The following is a 20,503-nucleotide window of genomic DNA, read 5'->3' as shown; positions in this document are numbered from 1 at the left end:
ACAATATGGAAGATTTTGACATGGAGGTAACAACTAATAACTGGTTCACAAAAAAATATCCGATAGGTTATGCTTTGAGTGGAGGCTTTATAAAAGGATTTGCCCATTTAGGGGTTATGCAGGCTTTACTGGAACACGATATCAAGCCTGATATACTTTCTGGTGTCAGTGCAGGTGCATTGGCAGGAGTATTTTATGCTGATGGTAATGAACCACACAAAGTACTCGATTATTTCTCCGGACATAAGTTCCAGGATCTTACCAAGTTGGTTATCCCCAAAGTAGGTTTATTTGAATTATGTGAATTTATCGACTTTCTTAAAACCAATCTGAAGGCAAAAAAAATGGAAGATTTACAAATACCGCTGATCATCACTGCTACAGATCTGGATCATGGACGTCTGGTACATTTTCACAAAGGCGATATTGCAGAACGCATAGCGGCATCTTGTTGTATGCCTGTATTGTTCGCCCCAGTCAATATTGACGGTACCCATTATGTAGATGGTGGACTATTAATGAACCTACCGGTGACCACTATCCGACGTATATGCGAAAAAGTAGTAGCAGTAAATGTCAGCCCTCTAATGGCTACAAAATATAAAATGAATATTGTGAGTATCGCCTTGCGATCTTATAATTTCATGTTCCGTTCCAACAGTTTTGCCGAACGCGAAAAGGCGGATTTATTAGTGGAACCTTACAATCTGGAAGGTTATAGCAATACGGAACTAGAAAAGGCAGAAGAAATCTTCATGCAAGGTTATAATACTGCCAATGATGTTTTGAAAAGGCTTTTGGTAGATAAGGGAAGTATCTGGAAAGAATAAAAAAACAACTATATTCTAAATAAAAAAGAAATGAATGACGAAAACAAACTAATAATTTATCAAGTGTTTACCCGCTTATTCGGGAACAATAATAACCACTGTATCAATAACGGAAGTATCGCAGAAAATGGATGTGGTAAAATGGCCGATTTTACGACAAAAGCATTAAATGAAATAAAAAAAATAGGGATCACTCACATTTGGTATACAGGTATCATTGAACATGCTACCCAAACTGATTATCGCCGATATAATATCTGTCCTGACCATCCGGCTATTGTGAAAGGGAAAGCAGGTTCACCATACGCCATCAAAGATTATTATGACATAGACCCGGATTTGGCAAAAGATGTTCCGGAACGGATGAAAGAGTTTGAAAACCTAGTACAACGTACCCATCGTAGTGGTTTGAAAGTTATCATCGATTTTGTCCCCAACCATGTAGCCCGTCAATATCACTCAGATACCCAACCTGATGGTACATCACAATTGGGTGCTAATGATGATACAAATTATGCATTTAGCCCGTATAACAACTTCTACTATATTCCTCAGTCGGAGTTACATGGACAGTTTGACATGAAAGCTTCTGCTACTGAACCTTATAAGGAATTTCCTGCTAAGGCAACGGGAAACAATCGTTTCGACGCCTACCCTAATATTTATGATTGGTATGAAACCATAAAATTAAATTACGGAGTCGATTACCAAAATGGGGGAACTTGTCACTTCAACCCCATTCCGGATACATGGCCTAAGATGTTGGATATTATGCTGTTCTGGGCAGAAAAGAATATTGATGGATTTCGTTGCGATATGGTAGAAATGGTTCCTGTCGAGTTTTGGGAATGGGCCATTCCGCAAGTAAAGATCAAACACCCTTCTCTCCTATTCATTGCTGAAGTTTATAATCCAAGAGAATATAATAACTATTTGTTCCGTGGTAAGTTCGATTATCTATATGATAAGGTAGGTCTTTATGATACACTCCGTGCAATAGTCTGCGGAGATGAATCGGCAACCGCCATCAGTCGCTCCTGGCAAAGTTTAGGTGGCATAGAAAAACGCATGCTGAATTTCCTTGAAAATCATGATGAACAACGTATTGCCTCCGACTTTTTTGCCAGTAATCCACGTAAAGCTGTTCCTGCATTAATTGTATCAGCTTGCATGAATACCAACCCAATGATGATTTATTTTGGTCAAGAATTTGGTGAGCTCGGAATGGATAGTGAAGGTTTCAGCGGTAGAGACGGGCGTACTACAATTTTTGATTATTGGAGTGTAGATACAATCCGCCGCTGGCGTAACGGAGGTAAATTCGATGGAAAGATGCTGACGGAAGATCAAAAACACCTATATGGCATCTATCAACGGATATTGACTCTTTGTAATGAAGAAAAGGCTATTTCAAAAGGTGATTTCTTTGACCTGATGTATGCCAACACCAATGGTTGGCGTTTCAATGAACATAAACAATATACATTCTTACGTAAATATGAAAGAGATTTACTATTTTTCGTTGTAAACTTCGATCATATTTCTGTAGATCTTGCTATCAATATTCCCTCTCATGCATTTGATTTCCTGCAAATACCGCAGATGGATCAATATAAAGCGGTAGATTTACTTACCGGAAAAAGTGAAAACATCAGTTTATTACCTTATAAAGCCACAGATATTTCAGTAGAAGGATATAGCGGAAAAATTCTGAAAATAAAATTATAGAACTATATCTTAATAGTTATAACGAAGCGAAGAAAATTTTCTCTTCATTCAAGTAATGAGATCACATTCTTCGTTTCGTTTTATTATATCATATCTTATTCTCCTTTCTCCATTTTTTCTTTCAGGCGATACAACCGAGTAATAGCCGGATTATAAAATTCATCCGGATAATGTACATTTATATCACTTAAATTAGCAAAGACATATCGTTTTACATTCATAATATTTTCTGAATCACTTAAAACGATCTGTTGTGGGAAAGTCGTTGTCTTTGCCCATTCAATCAACATCTTAACGCTTTCTTCATCATATTTATACTCTTCCATATTTCACATATTTTCTTGCAAAGATATAACAATTGCTAAAGTTATCCTTACCCAAGTGAACAAAATCCGAATAAGCCGTGTTATATATCTGTGTTTTTCATAGTATTAGATATAAGATTAATTAAAGGAGACGTACCCGCTTGTGATAAGTAAGTACATCAAAAAACAGAAGCGTCTGTTTGATTGATAAATGTGTAAGGAGCATCGGTTTACCAGAGCCGATGCTTTTTTTACCCTTCTTTGTAGTATGTTAGAAATATTATCCGTAAATTTGGCAGATAATAAGGAAAATATGATATGAACATCCCTGTTATATTCCAATTCTTAAAAGAACTGTCCGCAAACAATAACCGTGAATGGTTTAATGCGCATCGGGGTCTATATGAAACAGCCCGTAATGAGTTTGAAAACTTGTTGACAGTAATTATTTCCCGTATATCCCTGTTTGATGAAACTATTCGAGGCATAGAAGCAAAAGACTGTACGTACCGGATTTATCGCGATACGCGGTTCTCAGAAGATAAGACTCCATATAAAACACATTTTGGAGGTTACATCAATGCAAAAGGAAAGAAATCTGATCATTGCGGATACTACATTCATCTGCAACCGGACAATTGCTTGTTAGCAGGAGGTAGTTATTGTCCTCCCCCTCCCATATTGAAGGCATTACGCCAAGCTGTTTATGATAATATAGATGAATTTCGTGACATTGTCGAAGATCCGGTTTTCAAACAATATTTTCCGGTTATCGGAGAAAATTTCTTAAAGACTGCTCCAAAAGGATTTCCCAAAGATTATCCATATCTAAAGTACTTACAATGTAAAGAATACACTGTGTCTTGCTATCAGCCTGACTTTTTTTTCCTTACACCGGATTTTCTAGAACGTACGGATGAAATCTTCAAGCAAATGAAACGATTTTCTGATTTTGTAAATTATACAATAGACGACTTTGAATAATTTCCTAATAATAACTAACTTAAAACATTCTGATTATGGTAGTAGATAAACTTGAAAACATTGAAAAATATGCTTCTTTGAATCCTTTATTCGCACAAGCCATCGATTTCTTGAAATCACATGATCTGGATACATTAGAAATAGGCAAAACCGAATTAAAAGGTAAAGATCTGTTGGTAAATGTAGCTCAGACTAAGCCAAAAACCAAAGAAGATGCCAAGCTCGAAACACACAAGGATTTTATCGACATACAAATACCACTTTCGGGAACAGAAATTATGGGTTATACCGCAGCTAAGGACTGCATACCTGCCGATGCTGTTTATAATGCCGAAAAAGATATTACTTTCTTCGAGGGATTGGCTGAAAGTTATATTAAAGTTAAACCTGGAATGTTTGCTATTTTCTTTCCACAAGACGGCCATGCTCCCGGTATTACTCCTGACGGCGTGAAGAAAGTTATTGTGAAAGTTAAAGCATAAATACATCAAATCCCCAAAACTCATCCTATTATGGAAACATTGAATTTGATTAAGAATGATCCTTGGTTGGAGCCCTTTGCCGACGCCATTAAAGGACGTCATCAGTACGCTCTTGATAAAGAGGCTGAACTGACTGACAAGGGAAAGAAAACGTTGTCTGACTTTGCTACCGGATATCTTTATTTCGGTTTGCATCGTACAGAAAATGGTTGGATTTTCCGTGAATGGGCACCTAATGCGAGTCAGATATTCCTTGTTGGAACTTTTAACGACTGGAAAGAAGAGAAGAAATATAGTCTTAAACGTAAGGTAAATGGTAATTGGGAAATTAAACTTCCAGTTGATGCCATAAAACATGGAGACTTATACAAACTGATGGTACATTGGGATGGTGGTTGTGGTGAGCGCATTCCTGCATGGACTACCCGGGTAGTACAAGATGAGCAAACAAAAATATTCAGTGCACAAGTATGGGCACCTGAAAAGCCATACAAAATGAAAAAACGAAATTTTAAACCGGCTACTGATCCGCTGTTGATTTATGAATGTCATATAGGCATGGCACAGCAGGAGGAAAAAGTAGGCAGTTATAAGGAATTTCAAGAAAAAATTCTTCCACGTATTGCTAAAGACGGATACAACTGCATACAGATTATGGCTATTCAGGAACATCCTTATTATGGTAGTTTTGGATATCACGTATCAAGTTTCTTTGCAGCATCATCCCGTTTCGGTACTCCGGAAGAATTGAAAGAGTTAATTGATACTGCTCATGGAATGGGAATTGCAGTTATTATGGATATTGTACATTCACATGCTGTAAAAAATGAAGTGGAAGGTCTGGGTAATTTTGCTGGCGATCCTAATCAATATTTCTATCCAGGTGGACGCCGTGAACATCCGGCATGGGATTCTCTTTGTTTTGACTACGGAAAGAATGAAGTCATTCATTTTTTGTTATCCAACTGCAAGTTCTGGATGGAAGAATATCATTTTGATGGTTTCCGTTTTGATGGTGTCACTTCAATGTTATACTATAGTCATGGTTTAGGCGAAGCATTCTGTAATTACGGAGATTATTTTAATGGCCATCAGGATGATAATGCCATTTGCTACTTAACGCTTGCCAATCGTTTAATTCATCAGGTCAACCCTAAAGCTATCACTATCGCTGAAGAAGTATCAGGTATGCCCGGTTTAGCAGCTAAATATGAAGATGGTGGCTATGGTTTCGATTACCGCATGGCAATGAATATTCCAGATTACTGGATTAAAACCATTAAGGAAAAGATCGATGAGGATTGGAAACCCTCCAGTATGTTCTGGGAAGTAACCAATCGTCGTCAAGACGAAAAAACTATCTCGTATGCAGAAAGTCATGATCAAGCATTAGTAGGTGATAAAACGATTATCTTCCGTTTGATCGATGCTGATATGTATTGGCATATGCAGAAAGGAGATGAGAACTATACCGTAACCCGTGGTATTGCCCTTCACAAGATGATCAGATTGCTCACGGCAAGTACCATCAATGGTGGTTACCTAAACTTCATGGGCAATGAGTTTGGACATCCGGAATGGATCGATTTTCCCCGCGAAGGTAACGGTTGGTCATGTAAATATGCCCGTCGTCAATGGGATTTAGTAGATAATCAGAACTTGACTTATCACTACATGGGAGACTTCGATGCTGCTATGCTTAGTGTTATCAAGAGTATTAAGAATTTCCAGTCTACTCCTGTTCAGGAAATATGGCATAACGACGGCGATCAGGTATTTGCCTATATGCGTAAAGATTTAGTATTTGTATTCAACTTTAACCCAAAGCAATCTTTTACAGATTATGGTTTCCTTGTTCCGGCTGGAAGTTACGAAGTAATTCTGAATACAGACAATCCCTCATTTGGCGGTAACGGACTTACTGACGATACGATAAAACATTTCACCATTTCTGATCCATTGTATAAAAAGGAAAAGAAAGAATGGCTGAAACTTTATATTCCAGCGCGTACAGCAGTTGTGTTGAGAAAGACTAAATAATTAAGTATAAATAGAAAGAGGCAGGTATCTTTAAAACACCTGCCTCTTTCTTTTACATTAATTCATAGTTCTTATTTCAACTGAGAATCTATAAAATTCAACATGGTTTTAGCATTATCCATCATTTTCTTTTGAGCCGGACTGCCAGCTGAAAGCAAAGGGATGAGTTTATCCAAATACTCTTTAGCTTCCTTGAATTCTACTTTAGCTTTCTCGGCATCAGTCTTTAATGTATTGGCTCCCTGACTGTAATACAATGAGCCCAAACTATTTAAAGCATTAATATTTTCAGGTTGAATTGTAAGGGCTTGTTTGAATGCCTCTTCTGCCTCGTTAACCTTCTTTGATCTTTGCGCCAAAATGCCTTGATTTACATAATAAGTGGCATACATCTTAGTCAAAGTCTTATTACCAGGATTTGCTTCCAATCCTTCTTTCAAAGTAGCAACATACTCCTCATTTTTCTTCAAATCTTTTAATGCACCAGCTTTACCGATATAAGCATTTGCCAAATTATATTTTTTCTGAACAGCAATATCGAAATATTTTAATGCTTCAGCCGGTTTCTTTATTTTATCGGCACAAACACCACAGTTAAAAGCAATAACAGAATCTTGATTGTTAGTTTGTGTAAGATAAGTACTGAACTTTGTGTATGCTTCTTGATAATTTTTAGCCTCAAGAGCGGCTTTACCTTCATTGACCAATTGAGCAGGGTCAGCATTCTGCGCGAAGAAGTTAGTAGCTGCACAACATAGTGCAAGAGATAAGATTAATTTTTTCATTGCTTTATTTATTTTAAAAGTTGATATTTCAAAGTTAGTGGGCTATTGCATAGCAACAAAACCTTTTTACCTTTTTTGAGTTTTTTAGGAGAGTAGTAACAAGTGTTATTTTACGTAAACACAAACAATTCTTAATTATTCCACCAATTTTAATTTTCAATATTCTTATTCTATTCATCCGTTTCGGGCATCTAAAACTTTGTCATTCAATCACCCATCAATTCCATTCCCCAAAAGTTAAACAGTTTATCTACCGACAAGAATATTTTTTAGATATAAATATTTGCAGTTTACATAAAAAAGCGTACCTTTGCACCGCAATTAAGGCTGGTTCCGTAGCTCAGCTGGATAGAGCAACGCCCTTCTAAGGCGTGGGTCTTGCGTTCGAATCGCAACGGAATCACAACGATAAGGCAAGTAGTCGATAAAAAGACTGCTTGCCTTTCGTCGTTTATCTGGGTATCAACAACTTACTACCTTTCCAATTTCGAGTTTGATATTCACACTAAAATGGCAAGGGACCATCCATACCCACTCCACCAAAAGGATTATCTGTTTGAGCCGGAAAATCAGCAGCAGTTGGTGGCGGAGGTGTAGAAGGACTGCCAATAGGTGCATTCATACGCGAACCAAAAGTTGCTCCTCCTCCACCTTCCGTAGGAGGAGGAATAACCATATCGTCTTCCGGATTGGCAAAACGAGTATATTGGCCAATAAACCGGAGACGAACATCACCTACCGCACCATTACGATGCTTGGCTATGATAATTTCTGCCATACCGCGTAAGTCGCTACCATCAGCAGAAGTATAAATCTTATAATATTCGGGACGATGAATAAAACAAACCATATCGGCATCTTGCTCAATAGCACCAGATTCACGAAGATCACTCAATTGTGGACGTTTACCCTCCTCACCCTCACGGTTTTCCACACCACGATTCAACTGTGACAAGGCAATAATCGGTATATTCAACTCCTTGGCCAATCCCTTCAATGAGCGCGAAATGGTACTTACCTCTTCCTGGCGGCTACCAAATGACATACCACTTGCATTCATCAACTGAAGGTAGTCAATGATAATAATCTTCACGCCATGTTCGCGTACCAAACGACGAGCTTTAGTACGAAGTTCAAAGACCGACAACGAAGGAGTATCGTCAACATAAAGCGGAGCATCAAGCAGATCACGTAATTTATAGTCCAACTGTTGCCATTCGTAGTCGGCAAGCTGTCCACTCTTGATTTTCTCACTCGGGATTTCACATACATTAGAGATCAGACGATTCACCAACTGCACGTTACTCATTTCAAGAGAGAACAAAGCAACAGGATTACGAAAATTCACGGCTATATTTTTAGCCATAGAAAGGACGAAAGCCGTTTTACCCATAGCAGGACGAGCAGCGATAATGATAAGATCGGACTTCTGCCAGCCAGAGGTCATTTTATCCAATTTGGTATAACCACTTTCAAGACCACTCAAACCATCGGTACGGGCAGCCGCCTTTTGAATAAGGTCATAAGCTTCAGCGATAACCGGATTAATCTGTGTATAATCCTTCTTCATATTCTGCTGCGAGATTTCAAACAACTTGCCTTCAGCTTCTTGCATCAAGTCATCAACATCCAAAGTCTCATCGAACGCTTTACTTTGAATATTACTGGTAAAGGTTATCAGTTCGCGTGCCAAAGCTTTCTGAGCAATAATACGAGCATGATACTCAATATGCGCTGAAGAAGCCACTTTACTACTCAACTGAGTGATATAGAACGGACCACCTACTTCTTCCAAATCTCCACGTTTGGAGAGTTGTTCTTTTACAGTAAGGATATCTACCGGTTTCTGATTAGCCACCAAATCGGTAATTGCAGCATATATCAATTGATGGCGATGTTCATAAAAAGATTCCGGACGAAGAATTTCACTTACCAATGAGTAAGCATCTTTCTCAATCATCAAAGCACCAAGTACAGCTTCTTCCAATTCTGGTGCTTGCGGCTGGATACGTCCGTAGTCATTAACGGGCTGAGGTGTTTTTCCTTTGGGAGTACGAGTTATTCTTCTTTGTTCTGCCACTTTATTTATCACAAATTATTAATTACAAATCATCAAATAGAAATTATGAGCACAAGCTCTTCTAACATTAACGGAAGGACAAAGATAAACGATTTTATTCATTGGATATCACAATCTATGGTTAAGTTTTCAATCTATTATAAACAGAATTTATTAACTTTGTCTCCATAAGTGCAATTTATAACTCGTAATTTGTTATTCATATCATGATTATATTTCCAAATGCTAAAATAAACTTAGGACTGAATATCACAGAGAGACGTTCTGACGGATATCACAATCTGGAAACGATATTTTATCCATTACCTATCGAAGATGCATTAGAAGTGAATGTATGGAACAAAGGAACAGGAAAATTCCGCCTGTATCAGTCCGGTTTAGAAATAATCGGAGAAACTGAGAATAATCTGGTAGTGAAAGCATATAAAATGCTGGATGAGGAATTTAATCTTCCTCCTGTAGACATTTACTTGTTCAAACATATTCCATCGGGAGCCGGTCTAGGTGGAGGATCGGCCGACGCAGCCTTTATGTTGAAATTACTGAATAAAAAATTTTGCCTGAACCTTACCGATGAAGTTTTGGAAGAATATGCTGCCCGTTTAGGCGCAGATTGCGCTTTCTTCATAAAAAATAAACCCACCTATGCCGAAGGTATCGGAAATATATTTTCCCCTATTCCATTGTCATTAAGAGAGTATAAGTTCTTATTGGTAAAACCGGATATCTTTGTCTCTACGCGTGATGCCTTTTCAAAAATAAGGCCATGTCATCCTCAAATATCTTTAAAAGAAATCGTACAGTTACCCATTGAAGAATGGAGGAAATATATGTTCAATGATTTTGAAGAAAGTGTCTTCCCACAATTCCCAGTTATAAGAGAAATAAAGGAAGAATTGTACAAACTGGGGGCAGTCTATGCATCAATGAGCGGTTCCGGTTCTTCTGTTTACGGATTGTTCAAGCCAGATACCCTACTGCCGGAAATAAGTTTGGGGAAAAATTCACTCTTTTATAAAGGAGAACTGACTATATAGCAAAACAAGGTAACCTTACTAAACAAAAAATAATCAGCATTGTTTTAATAGAACTTAAAAACAACCTGATTATGAAAAAAAATAGATTTTACTTATTGACAAGTTTACTGTTAGTACTTTCTACAACAGCCTTTGCCGATAGTCTTCCTCTAAAGGTAAAGACTGCATTTAGAAATATGTATCCCAAAGTTTCCAATGTGGAATGGGAACAAATTGGCGGATATTATACCGCAGATTTTGTGATGGATCATCATGAAATAGATGTGTGGTTCGATACTAACGGAGAATGGGTGATGACTACAAATGATGTTGAATCGTTGGAGAAAATCCCTGTTCCCGTCGCAGAAGCATTTATGAAAAGTACTTGGTCTTCTATGAGACTAAAAGATGTAAGAATTGTGACTTTTCCTAAACATCCCACTGTAATTCTTATAGAAGTAGAAGGGTATAATTCCGATGAAGAGTTCCAATTATTCTACTCATCGGATGGTAAGTTGGCAAATAGTATAAATACGAGTGAACTAGGAGGAGAAATCTACCCCGGACTGTTTGAATAATACATTTCGGGTGCAAATTTCACAGATAACACGAATTTATTTGTTTTCTCTATGGAATTGCACCTGAAATAAATATATCCCTCTTCAGTATACTTTAATACACTTCTACTTTCGCTGCGATCTTTTTAGTTTTGTCACGCAACACATCAAGATCATCCCCCAATGGTGCATAACAAAGTACAACTCCCATACGGCGGTTTAAACGGGTAGTAGGTTTACCAAATATACGCAGATAAGTATCTTCTTCTTTCGTCACTTCTTCCAAACCACGATAGTTGGGATGTTCCTGACTGGCAATAGGAGAAAGAATAACCGCACTCGCTCCCATACGTTCCTGCTTGATACCCGGGATAGGTAAACCTAAGACAGCACGCAAATGAAGTTCAAACTCATTGAGATTTTGTGTTCCTGCCAAAGTAACCATACCTGTATCGTGCGGACGTGGTGACAATTCGGAGAAATAAACCCCATTCTCATGACTGAGAAAGAATTCCACTCCCCAAAGACCGGCACCTGTTAAAGCACGGGTCACTTTTTCCGCCATCTCTTGCGCTTCTTTCAAGTGGGCAGGATCGATATGCGCCGGTTGAAAACTCTCTCGATAATCTCCCCCCTTCTGTACATGCCCGATAGGAGGACAGAACAGAGTAGGACCATTCTTCTGGGTAACAGTGAGCAAAGTTATCTCACTATCAAACTTGATAAACTCTTCAATGATAAGTTCTTTGATATCACCACGACTACCATTACATCCATATTCCCATGCATGTTCCAATTCATCGGCACTCTTCACAAGCGACTGTCCTTTACCGGAAGAAGACATTAACGGTTTTACCACACAAGGAAAACCAATTTTTTCGGCAGCAGCCTTCAATTCATCCAATGATTGGGCATAGAAATATTTAGCAGTTTTCAACCCCAGCTCTTTAGCAGCAAGATCCCGGATAGCCTTACGGTTCATCGTAAAATTAACGGCCCGCGCACTGGGAACTACCTGAATACCTTCCTTCTCAAAATCATATAAACGTTCTGTACGGATAGCTTCTATTTCCGGTACAATAATATCCGGCTGATGTTTATGAACCACACGTTCTAATGCATCGCCATCCAGCATACTGAACACTTCGTATTCGTCTGCCACCTGCATGGCGGGTGCTCCGGCATATGAGTCACAAGCAATGATGTATTGACCTTTACGTTGGGCAGCAATTACAAATTCCTTACCCAATTCACCGGAACCTAAAAGTAAAATCTTTTTCATTTCAGTATCAGTTTTTATAAAATTATTGCAAAGATAGGGAGAAAAAACGAGATAAAAGAAATACGGGAAGTTAACTTCATCCACTATATAAAGTTAACTTCCCGTAATTATGATATTAACATATTAGCACCCCTTCAGTTAACTTCATTCCAACAATAAAGTTAACTCACTGCCAGTCCCTCATTGATGTTGTTCTCTCAACAAATCATTCACCGTCTTAACCGGATTGAATGTACTCAAAGGAACTTCTACAAATACCGTATTCCAATCGCTCATGGCACCATTCCAAAGTCCGGGAAGTTCAAGAGCTTTCAAGTCTTTACCATTCTTGGACTTATAGGATATGAAACCTGTCGCTTTATCTACATATTTTACGAGATCAAATTTATGTCCTTTATAATCGCGTACCGCACAAACCAAATCCACAGGATTAAAATGCGTACCTTTCTCAAACATTTCTTTCTTTTCTGCGTCATCCATGTCAATCTGAGAGCTTTCCAAAATTTGCAGAGAAATGGTACCATCACTGTTGTAAGCGAGGAACGGACCGCCACCGGGTTCTCCCACATTCTTCACCATACCGCAAACACGCATCGGGCGATTCAACTTCTGCTTCAAATAAATCACCAGTTCAGCATCTTCCAAATTCTTTGTCTCCGGATTTTTACAGAATAACTTCTTTTGCAGGAACTGCAAAATCTCAAGAATTTGCTCATGTGTATATTTACCGCTATCCAATAATTGCAAATAGGCAAAAGCCTGTTGCTGCAAACTAACAAGTACACCAGCAATCAGTTTTTTATATAGCACAGTATCACCTTTCAGTTTGTCAGGTACTACATTATCTATATTTTTAATGAAAATCACATCAGCATCAAGGTCGTTCAAGTTCTCAATCAGTGCACCGTGCCCACCCGGGCGGAACAAGAGCTTACCATTGTCACGGAAAGGTTTGTTCTCCATATCGGCAGCAACCGTATCTGTACTGGGTTTCTGTTCTGAGAAACTGATATTATAGTCTACGCCATATTTCTTAGCGTAAGAAGCAGCCTTCTCATCAACCAACGCTTTGAATAAAGCACGATGTTCGGGAGACACCGTAAAATGAACATTCACTTTTCCATTCTTATTGGCAGCATAAAGCGCACCTTCCACCAAATGTTCCTCCAGTGGAGTACGGCTTCCGTCTTCATACTTATGGAATTTCAACAACCCTTTCGGTAACGCTCCATAATTCAGTCCGGCAGCTTCTAGCAAAGCGGCAACTACAGCCTTATAATTACCTTCAATCAACAACATAGGAATATCTTTTCCAGTTGTCTGACGACACGCTGTATTCAAATCATCATAAAAAGCAAATTTCTCGATTTTCTCAAAGAATTTTTTTTCAAAATCAGTCTGAGGTATATCATAATCAGCTCCAAGAAATTCAAACATATTCTTGAACATACGACTTGCTGCACCTGATGCAGGAACAAACTTAACAACTATTTTATCCGTTTGGGTATATACTTCCCAAGCATCCAAATATTTCTTTTGCTCGTCAACATCAGGAGCCAATATACCTTGTTTTAGAGATGCAGCGGCAAATAACTTCAAATACGGGAAACCTTTTTCAAAACAAGCCAACTGTTCGACAATCTGTTGTTCACTGATCCCCTTTTTGGCAAGTAATTCTTTGTCTTGGAGTGTTATCATAATATCTAATTTTATTAATTGATGCCCAAAAATACAAAAAAACCACAACCGCCCTCAAGAAAAAGAAGAAAAAAACTACCTTTACAGCATAAAATACGGACGATTATGGAAACAGATGAATTTTTCACTACCGGAGAAAAGGACCTACTCTTTTCTCTCTATCGAAAATTATTGCAGCTTTCCGGAGAAACGTTACTGAAAGGCGACTGCAGAAAATTGAAAACACATCTTGTCAATTCTATACAAAACAACCGCATACAACGGGATACCTTTGGTCTGAACCCAGTAATAAAAGATATGCAGACCGCAGTTATCGTAGCGGAAGAAATCGGAATGAAACGTGCGTCCATTCTTGGACTTATGCTTCATGACTCCGTGCGTTGCGGCACTTGTACTACTGAAGAAGTAGAACATATTTATGGTGAAGATGTAGCAGGCATCATTCGAGGATTAATTCGTGTCAATGAACTTTACTCTAAAAGCCCGACTATCGAATCCGAGAATTTCCGTAATCTGTTACTTTCTTTTGCCGAAGATATGCGGGTTATTCTCATTATGATTGCCGACCGTGTAAACATTATGCGGCAAATTAAAGATTGTGAAAATGACGAAGCACGTCGACAAGTCGCTAATGAAGCGGCTTATCTCTATGCTCCCCTCGCCCATAAGCTCGGTTTGTATAAACTAAAATCTGAACTTGAGGATCTTTCTTTGAAATATACCGAAAAAGAAGTATATTATCATATTAAAGAGAAACTGAACGAGACGAAAGCTTCGCGTGACAAATATATCGCAGCTTTCATTGCTCCGGTACAGAAAAAATTGCAAGAAGCAGGACTGACTTTTCACATCAAGGGACGTACAAAATCCATCCATTCCATCTATCAGAAGATGAAAAAGCAAAAATGCCCTTTTGAAGGTGTGTACGACTTATTCGCAATCCGTGTGATACTGGATTCCCAACTAGAGAAAGAAAAGTTAGAATGTTGGCAGGCATACTCTATTGTGACAGACATGTACCAACCCAATCCAAAACGCTTACGCGACTGGCTCTCTGTTCCTAAAAGTAACGGATATGAATCTCTGCATATCACCGTGATGGGTCCCGAAGGCAAATGGGTGGAGGTACAAATACGCACCGAGCGCATGGACGACATAGCCGAACGTGGTCTAGCAGCCCATTGGCGCTATAAAGGTGTAAAAGGTGAAAGCGGACTGGACGAATGGTTAACTTCCGTACGGGAAGCTTTGGAAAATTCTGACAGTAACGGGTTGGAAGCTATGGATCAGTTTAAATTGGATTTATATGAAGATGAGGTTTTCGTTTTTACACCCAAAGGAGACTTATTCAAACTCGGCAAAGGAGCTACGGTACTGGATTTTGCTTTCCACATCCATAGTAAATTAGGATGTAAATGTATTGGCGCCAAGGTAAATGGAAAAAATGTACAGCTGAAACAAGTACTGAATAGTGGAGATCAGGTAGAAATAATGACTTCCAATACACAGACTCCGAAACAAGATTGGCTGAATATCGTAACTACTTCAAAGGCCCGCACAAAGATAAGACAAGCGCTGAAAGAAATGGTTTCGCGCCAACATGCCTTTGCCAAAGAAACACTGGAACGTAAATTTAAAAACCGGAAGATCGAATATGATGAAGGTACAATGATGCGCCTTATCAAACGTCTCGGATATAAAGTGGTAACAGATTTCTACCAGAGCATAGCTGACGAGACTCTTGATGTAAATGACATACTTGATAAATACATTGAGCAGCAAAAACGGGAAAACGATACACGTGACGATATTATTTATCGTAGTGCAGAAGGGTACAATTTACAACCGGTTTTACCGGAAGAGACATCAGCCAAAGAAGATGTACTTGTCATTGATCAGAATCTGAAAGGATTGGATTTCACTCTTGCCCGTTGTTGTCATCCTATTTATGGAGATGAGGTCTTCGGTTTCGTCACTGTAAGTGGAGGTATCAAGATACATCGCAAAGATTGCCCTAATGCAAGTGATCTGCATCAACGTTTCGGATATCGTATTGTGAAAGCCCGTTGGGCAGGAAAATCGCAAGGAGCACAATACCCCATTACTTTACGTATTGTAGGACACGACGATATCGGTATTGTTACCAATATCACATCTATTATTTCAAAAGAAACAGCCATTACCCTGCGAAGTATCGGAATTGATTCGCATGATGGTTTATTCTCTGGCACTTTGACTGTGTTGGTTGGTGATACGGGAAGACTTGAAACACTTATCAAAAAGATAAGAACGGTAAAAGGAGTGAAGCAAGTTTCAAGAAATTAAGTGATAATTTCTATTTATAAAGTTCTACGGCTAATTATGAAGTATAATTTAAAAAAACAATTACGAAGTTTCGGTTATGCCTGGAAAGGTATTAGAAGTTGCGTAGGGAAAGAACAAAATTTAAGCTTCCATCTCATTACCTCGGCGATAGTAATTATTGCGGGACTTATTCTAGATATCACACAAATGGAATGGATCATTATCGCTCTGTGTATCGGCATTGTAATTACCGCAGAGTTATTCAATACAGCTATTGAAAGATTAGTGGACTTGGTATCTCCTGAACAACATCCTATTGCTGGACAAGTTAAAGATATTGCCGCTGGAGCAGTATTGATATGTGCTACCACAGCGGCAATCATAGGACTTATTATATTTATACCGTACTTTATAAATTTATAAAATCATCTGATCCGTTTCCTCTTGTAATAGGGATAAGTCAACAAAACAAAGAATAACAAAGCAAGGATAGTAGCTACAAAGGCAACATGATGTAACAAAGCTATATCCATCTTATGACAAGCTACTACAAGACCGGCCAATACTCCCATTTCCATCGCTAAATGACAAGTTGTATTAGCCGTACCGCGTTGGCAATGATGAGAAAACTTGACAAACATTTTTATAGAAGGGATTGTCAGGAATGCTAAAACAACCAATGTCAAAAGTGATATATACTCTCCCACAAACAGCAACGGCAATAATATACCCGGTATAAATGCAATAAGCATCATGTTTATCGCAGGCAACCATGCACGTGGTAATAAAAAGCGATCAAGATTGCAAAACGACATACCAATAGGCGCCCGAAAAGCGACATAGACTCTTGATGCAAAAAATACGCTGAACATTCCCACTATTACCGCCCCATAAACTACCATCGGAAAGCCATAAAAACGGAATAACAATACACCCAACCCGGCACCAATCAGCATACCCAACCGCGCCGCCCATGCATATACCATATTTCCGGAACTACGACGAGCAGAAGTAGTGATATCAATAGCCACCGTAATACCTGCCGTTGTAGCAAGTCCGAAAGAGGCTCCCTGAACAGTTGCAAGCATCAAAAGTTTTATATAACTATCAACGAACGCATATCCCAACATTGACGCCAACATAATAAGAGTAGAATACAGAAGTACATGCTTTCTTTTATAGGTATCACCCAGATAAGCATGAAACGGACCAACCATCAACATTGCCACTGCAAACATAATGAACATACCTCCCGTTTGCGGAATGGAAATATCCAACTGCACTCCCATAATAAAAGGTAGCAGCGGAAACAGCATGTAAACAGACGTGAACAGCAATAGGTTTGCTACACATATCCGCCAGAAATTGAGCGTCATAAGTCCATTAGTACTGTTCCTTTTCATTCGGGAAATCTAAGTTCTTCACATCGGATATATAATGGCTGATTGCATCAGTCATTATTGTATGAAGATCAGCATAACGACGCAAGAAACGCGGACGAAAACCATTATTCATACCCAACATATCTTGAATAACCAATACTTGACCATCTACACCTCCACCGGCACCGATACCAATAATAGGAATAGTCAATTCGTTCGCCACACGCTCGGCCAATACTGCGGGAATTTTTTCCAATACGATTGCAAAACATCCGGCTTCTTCCAGCAAATGAGCATCATGTATCAACTTCTCGGCTTCGGAATCATCCTTGGCACGAACTGTATAAGTCCCATATTTATTAATGGATTGCGGCATTAATCCCAAATGTCCCATTACAGGAATGCCGGCACTAAGAATGCGCTTTACCGTACCTATAATTTCTTCCCCGCCTTCCATCTTCAATGCATCCGCATGACTCTCCTTCATTATGCGAATGGCAGAAGCCAAACCTTCCATTTCATTTCCCTGATAAGAGCCAAAGGGCATATCTACTACTACCATCGCACGCTTCACTCCACGCACAACAGATTTAGCATGATAAATCATCTGATCAAGAGTGATAGGTAACGTAGTCACATTTCCCGCCATCACATTGGAAGCAGAATCACCAACAAGGATTACATCCATACCAGCACCATCTACAATCTGCGCCATGGTGTAATCGTATGAAGTTAACATCGATATTTTTTCACCTCTTTGTTTCATTTCTACGAGGCGATGTGTAGTCACTTTACGGGTATCATCCGAAATATATCCAGCCATAATTTATTATATGTTTTTAGTTTACGTGCAATACAGAAAATAAGATTTTAATTCACTGCCGCAAAGGTAGTGCTTTTTCCTATTATTTGTGCACTTGGAGCATTTTATCGTATGTGAAACCCTGGAAATCTTCCAAAACATGATGGCACAAAGGAGCTATATCCATATAACTATTAGTAGTTGCAAGTCCAATTACATTGGCTCCAGACGCCATTCCAGCCTTCAAACCATTAAAAGAATCTTCGAATACATATGTATTTTCAAGAGTAGTACCAAAAATCTCCATGCCGAGCAAGAAACAATCGGGTGCAGGTTTGGAAGCAACAAACATCTCAGCAGTGAGAATACGGTCGAAAAGCGTCTTTATTTCAGGATGAACACGATATACAGCTGCCATCTTAATTTCGTTTGAGCTGGTCACTACCGCCGTCTTTACACTATGACGATGAAGGTCAGAAATGAAATCGAGTACACCGGGAATAAAATCAAATGTCATTTTTTCCTCAAAACTATTCAGAAGTCCGGTGATTTCAGCCTGCTCCTTCGTCATGCCGGAAAAAAAAGTATCGTAGATATACGTCAAAGTCTGCCCTTTCACACGGTTTTCCAATTCTTCCATACCTAAATAATTGACCCCTATCTTGTGCCAGAAGATACTGTATTGCGTCTCTGTATCCACTACTACTCCGTCAAAATCAAATAAGACAGATATTGTTTCCATTGTCTCCATAAACATTCTTTCACCTAAATCTGTTAATATCATTACTATACCGGGGACAAAGGTCTGAATTATCCTCGAACCAAACAAATTTTTAATATCTTTGTAGTCTCTAATTGACTCATATCAATGAATAACCCGCATATTTTAGGAACCGAGCGTATTGGTAAATTACTTTTGCAGTACTCCATACCTGCTATTATAGGTATGACTATAACTTCTTTGTATAATATTATCGATAGTATTTTCATTGGTCATGGCGTAGGTGCCATGGGTATTGCCGGACTTGCCATTACTTTTCCTTTGATGAACCTTGTAGTTGCTTTTTGTACTTTGGTTTCAGCCGGTGGTTCCACTATTTCATCTATACGTTTGGGACAGAAAGACCTTGACGGGGCAACAGAAGTATTGGGAAACACGTTGATGTTCTGTCTTATCAATGCATTTGTTTTTGGAGGTATCTCTTTTATATTTTTGGATGATATTCTACGTTTTTTCGGTGCCAGTAACGATACATTACCTTACGCACGCGACTTTATGCAGGTAATTTTATTGGGTACTCCTATCACCTATACCATGATTGGCCTGAACAACATTATGCGTGCTACCGGATATCCCAAGAAAGCGATGTTGACCTCTATGGTAACAGTCGTTTGCAACATCATCCTTGCTCCAATTTTTATATTCCATTTCGAATGGGGTATTCGGGGGGCTGCTACAGCAACCGTCATATCACAATTCATCGGTATGGTATGGGTAATCAGCCATTTCTTTCAGAAAACTACCCTTGTACGTTTCCAATCGGATTTTTGGAAAATGAAGAAACGGATTATAACCAGTATATTCTCCATCGGCATGTCCCCATTCCTGATGAATGTAACGGCATGTGTCATCGTCATTATCGTAAACAACAGTCTACAACATTACGGTGGTGATATGGCTATCGGTGCGTACGGTATTATGAACCGTTTGCTGGTACTCTATGTAATGATTGTATTAGGATTGACAATGGGTATGCAACCTATAGTAGGCTATAATTTCGGGGCACAGAAGCACGACCGGGTAAAAACGACTTTAAAGTTGAGCATTATTTCGGGAGTATGTATTACCAGTACCGGTTTCATCATCTGCGAATTATTCCCTCATGCTGTATCCGCCATTTTCACCAGCGATGAACAATTGATAGATATGGCATCAAGAGGCGTCCGTATTGGTATAGCTATGTTTCCGTTGGTAGGTGCACAAATTGTGATAGGTAACTTTTTCCAAAGTATAGGAAAAGCTAAAATCAGTATTTTCTTGTCGCTCACCCGCCAACTGCTGTATCTACTTCCTGGGTTACTAATTTTTCCCCATTATCTAGGTTTAGACGGAATATGGACATGTATGCCAGTGTCAGATTTCTTTGCGTTCGTTACAGCGGTCATTGCCCTATGGATATACGTGAAAAAGCTAAAGAGATTAACTTCTCCTCAGCCTTGATTATTCT

At 38.9% G+C, this 20,503-nt stretch carries 18 protein-coding genes and 1 tRNA gene; 11 read left to right on the top strand and 8 right to left on the bottom strand.

What is annotated here, in order from left to right; translation table 11 throughout:
• Window positions 1–20 precede the first annotated feature (20 nt).
• Both DXC10_RS10610 and DXC10_RS10605 read left to right on the top strand, forming a co-directional pair.
• Entirely contained in the window at window positions 21–830 is an 810-nt protein-coding gene (locus tag DXC10_RS10610) for a patatin-like phospholipase family protein (protein ID WP_117737902.1), read from the top strand.
• Window positions 831–860: 30 nt separating this feature from the next.
• Window positions 861–2,558: an alpha-amylase family protein gene (locus DXC10_RS10605; protein ID WP_117737856.1), complete on the top strand. Its 1,698-nt coding sequence runs from the start codon at window positions 861–863 to the stop codon at window positions 2,556–2,558.
• Window positions 2,559–2,653: 95 nt separating this feature from the next.
• On the opposite strand, the gene DXC10_RS10600 is transcribed toward DXC10_RS10605, so the two are convergent.
• Entirely contained in the window at window positions 2,654–2,884 is a 231-nt protein-coding gene (locus tag DXC10_RS10600; protein WP_117737855.1) for a hypothetical protein, read from the bottom strand.
• Between the two features lie 297 nt (window positions 2,885–3,181).
• On the opposite strand from DXC10_RS10600, the gene DXC10_RS10595 reads away from it, so the two are divergent.
• Genes DXC10_RS10595 through DXC10_RS10585 form a run of 3 tightly spaced genes read left to right on the top strand, consistent with a single transcriptional unit; the run spans window position 3,182 to window position 6,369 of the window.
• Window positions 3,182–3,847 (top strand): DUF2461 domain-containing protein, encoded by a 666-nt coding sequence (locus DXC10_RS10595; RefSeq protein ID WP_101542888.1) that lies wholly within the window; start codon window positions 3,182–3,184, stop codon window positions 3,845–3,847.
• A gap of 35 nt (window positions 3,848–3,882) precedes the next feature.
• Window positions 3,883–4,329: a YhcH/YjgK/YiaL family protein gene (locus DXC10_RS10590; RefSeq protein WP_101542889.1), complete on the top strand. Its 447-nt coding sequence runs from the start codon at window positions 3,883–3,885 to the stop codon at window positions 4,327–4,329.
• A gap of 30 nt (window positions 4,330–4,359) precedes the next feature.
• Window positions 4,360–6,369, top strand: coding sequence for an alpha amylase C-terminal domain-containing protein (locus tag DXC10_RS10585; RefSeq protein WP_187120678.1), 2,010 nt, complete (start codon window positions 4,360–4,362; stop codon window positions 6,367–6,369).
• Window positions 6,370–6,440: 71 nt separating this feature from the next.
• Here the strand turns inward: DXC10_RS10585 and DXC10_RS10580 are convergent, their stop codons facing one another.
• Window positions 6,441–7,154: a tetratricopeptide repeat protein gene (locus DXC10_RS10580; RefSeq protein WP_101542891.1), complete on the bottom strand. Its 714-nt coding sequence runs from the start codon at window positions 7,152–7,154 to the stop codon at window positions 6,441–6,443.
• Between the two features lie 329 nt (window positions 7,155–7,483).
• Between DXC10_RS10580 and DXC10_RS10575 the strand changes: the two genes are divergently transcribed.
• Window positions 7,484–7,557, top strand: a tRNA-Arg gene (locus DXC10_RS10575).
• A gap of 102 nt (window positions 7,558–7,659) precedes the next feature.
• Here DXC10_RS10575 and dnaB read toward each other — a convergent pair.
• Complete coding sequence (gene dnaB, locus DXC10_RS10570; protein ID WP_117737853.1) at window positions 7,660–9,234, bottom strand: replicative DNA helicase; 1,575 nt, start codon at window positions 9,232–9,234, stop codon at window positions 7,660–7,662.
• A 206-nt stretch (window positions 9,235–9,440) separates the two neighbouring features.
• On the opposite strand from dnaB, the gene ispE reads away from it, so the two are divergent.
• Window positions 9,441–10,271 (top strand): 4-(cytidine 5'-diphospho)-2-C-methyl-D-erythritol kinase, encoded by an 831-nt coding sequence (gene ispE, locus DXC10_RS10565; protein ID WP_117737852.1) that lies wholly within the window; start codon window positions 9,441–9,443, stop codon window positions 10,269–10,271.
• A gap of 71 nt (window positions 10,272–10,342) precedes the next feature.
• A complete protein-coding gene (locus DXC10_RS10560; protein WP_101542894.1) occupies window positions 10,343–10,828 on the top strand; it encodes a PepSY-like domain-containing protein in 486 nt (161 codons plus the stop codon).
• Between the two features lie 94 nt (window positions 10,829–10,922).
• Here DXC10_RS10560 and purT read toward each other — a convergent pair whose 3' ends face one another.
• Window positions 10,923–12,089, bottom strand: coding sequence for a formate-dependent phosphoribosylglycinamide formyltransferase (gene purT, locus DXC10_RS10555; protein ID WP_101542895.1), 1,167 nt, complete (start codon window positions 12,087–12,089; stop codon window positions 10,923–10,925).
• Between the two features lie 180 nt (window positions 12,090–12,269).
• Window positions 12,270–13,787, bottom strand: coding sequence for a DUF4301 family protein (locus tag DXC10_RS10550; RefSeq protein ID WP_117737851.1), 1,518 nt, complete (start codon window positions 13,785–13,787; stop codon window positions 12,270–12,272).
• A 105-nt stretch (window positions 13,788–13,892) separates the two neighbouring features.
• On the opposite strand from DXC10_RS10550, the gene DXC10_RS10545 reads away from it, so the two are divergent.
• Both DXC10_RS10545 and DXC10_RS10540 read left to right on the top strand, forming a co-directional pair.
• On the top strand, window positions 13,893–16,112 hold the full coding sequence (locus DXC10_RS10545) for a bifunctional (p)ppGpp synthetase/guanosine-3',5'-bis(diphosphate) 3'-pyrophosphohydrolase (RefSeq protein ID WP_117737850.1): 2,220 nt from the start codon (window positions 13,893–13,895) through the stop codon (window positions 16,110–16,112).
• Between the two features lie 36 nt (window positions 16,113–16,148).
• Window positions 16,149–16,514 carry a diacylglycerol kinase family protein gene (locus DXC10_RS10540; RefSeq protein WP_101542898.1) on the top strand — a complete coding sequence of 122 codons (366 nt, stop codon included), beginning with the start codon at window positions 16,149–16,151 and terminating at the stop codon, window positions 16,512–16,514.
• A gap of 2 nt (window positions 16,515–16,516) precedes the next feature.
• Here the strand turns inward: DXC10_RS10540 and DXC10_RS10535 are convergent, their stop codons facing one another.
• The 3 genes from DXC10_RS10535 to DXC10_RS10525 all read right to left on the bottom strand — a co-directional run bounded on the left by DXC10_RS10535 (window position 16,517) and on the right by DXC10_RS10525 (window position 19,026).
• Window positions 16,517–17,494 (bottom strand): MFS transporter, encoded by a 978-nt coding sequence (locus DXC10_RS10535; protein ID WP_117737849.1) that lies wholly within the window; start codon window positions 17,492–17,494, stop codon window positions 16,517–16,519.
• The gene (gene panB / locus DXC10_RS10530; protein ID WP_101542900.1) at window positions 17,475–18,296 is read right to left on the bottom strand and encodes a 3-methyl-2-oxobutanoate hydroxymethyltransferase; all 822 of its coding nucleotides are present in this window, start codon (window positions 18,294–18,296) and stop codon (window positions 17,475–17,477) included. The genes DXC10_RS10535 and panB overlap by 20 nt, the downstream gene beginning before the upstream one ends.
• An 82-nt stretch (window positions 18,297–18,378) precedes the next feature.
• Entirely contained in the window at window positions 18,379–19,026 is a 648-nt protein-coding gene (locus DXC10_RS10525) for an HAD family phosphatase (protein ID WP_101543004.1), read from the bottom strand.
• Between the two features lie 117 nt (window positions 19,027–19,143).
• On the opposite strand from DXC10_RS10525, the gene DXC10_RS10520 reads away from it, so the two are divergent.
• A complete protein-coding gene (locus DXC10_RS10520) occupies window positions 19,144–20,496 on the top strand; it encodes an MATE family efflux transporter (RefSeq protein WP_101542901.1) in 1,353 nt (450 codons plus the stop codon).
• Window positions 20,497–20,503 lie beyond the last annotated feature (7 nt).

The organism is Bacteroides sp. OM08-11, assembly GCF_003438665.1.
Lineage (GTDB): Bacteria > Bacteroidota > Bacteroidia > Bacteroidales > Bacteroidaceae > Bacteroides > Bacteroides cutis.
Note: the sequence above shows the minus strand (reverse complement) of the source record. Positions and strands in the feature narration are given on the sequence as shown.

Coding starts and splice junctions, on each gene's coding strand:
- DXC10_RS10605 (WP_117737856.1), top strand. CDS start 861: ATGAATGACGAAAACAAACTAATAATTTATCAAGTGTTTACCCGCTTA.
- ispE (WP_117737852.1), top strand. CDS start 9,441: ATGATTATATTTCCAAATGCTAAAATAAACTTAGGACTGAATATCACA.
- DXC10_RS10560 (WP_101542894.1), top strand. CDS start 10,343: ATGAAAAAAAATAGATTTTACTTATTGACAAGTTTACTGTTAGTACTT.
- DXC10_RS10580 (WP_101542891.1), bottom strand. CDS start 7,154: ATGAAAAAATTAATCTTATCTCTTGCACTATGTTGTGCAGCTACTAAC.
- DXC10_RS10610 (WP_117737902.1), top strand. CDS start 21: ATGGAGGTAACAACTAATAACTGGTTCACAAAAAAATATCCGATAGGT.
- purT (WP_101542895.1), bottom strand. CDS start 12,089: ATGAAAAAGATTTTACTTTTAGGTTCCGGTGAATTGGGTAAGGAATTT.
- DXC10_RS10540 (WP_101542898.1), top strand. CDS start 16,149: ATGAAGTATAATTTAAAAAAACAATTACGAAGTTTCGGTTATGCCTGG.
- DXC10_RS10520 (WP_101542901.1), top strand. CDS start 19,144: ATGAATAACCCGCATATTTTAGGAACCGAGCGTATTGGTAAATTACTT.
- DXC10_RS10590 (WP_101542889.1), top strand. CDS start 3,883: ATGGTAGTAGATAAACTTGAAAACATTGAAAAATATGCTTCTTTGAAT.
- DXC10_RS10585 (WP_187120678.1), top strand. CDS start 4,360: ATGGAAACATTGAATTTGATTAAGAATGATCCTTGGTTGGAGCCCTTT.
- DXC10_RS10535 (WP_117737849.1), bottom strand. CDS start 17,494: ATGAAAAGGAACAGTACTAATGGACTTATGACGCTCAATTTCTGGCGG.
- panB (WP_101542900.1), bottom strand. CDS start 18,296: ATGGCTGGATATATTTCGGATGATACCCGTAAAGTGACTACACATCGC.
- DXC10_RS10525 (WP_101543004.1), bottom strand. CDS start 19,026: ATGGAGACAATGGAAACAATATCTGTCTTATTTGATTTTGACGGAGTA.
- DXC10_RS10550 (WP_117737851.1), bottom strand. CDS start 13,787: ATGATAACACTCCAAGACAAAGAATTACTTGCCAAAAAGGGGATCAGT.
- DXC10_RS10600 (WP_117737855.1), bottom strand. CDS start 2,884: ATGGAAGAGTATAAATATGATGAAGAAAGCGTTAAGATGTTGATTGAA.
- DXC10_RS10595 (WP_101542888.1), top strand. CDS start 3,182: ATGAACATCCCTGTTATATTCCAATTCTTAAAAGAACTGTCCGCAAAC.
- DXC10_RS10545 (WP_117737850.1), top strand. CDS start 13,893: ATGGAAACAGATGAATTTTTCACTACCGGAGAAAAGGACCTACTCTTT.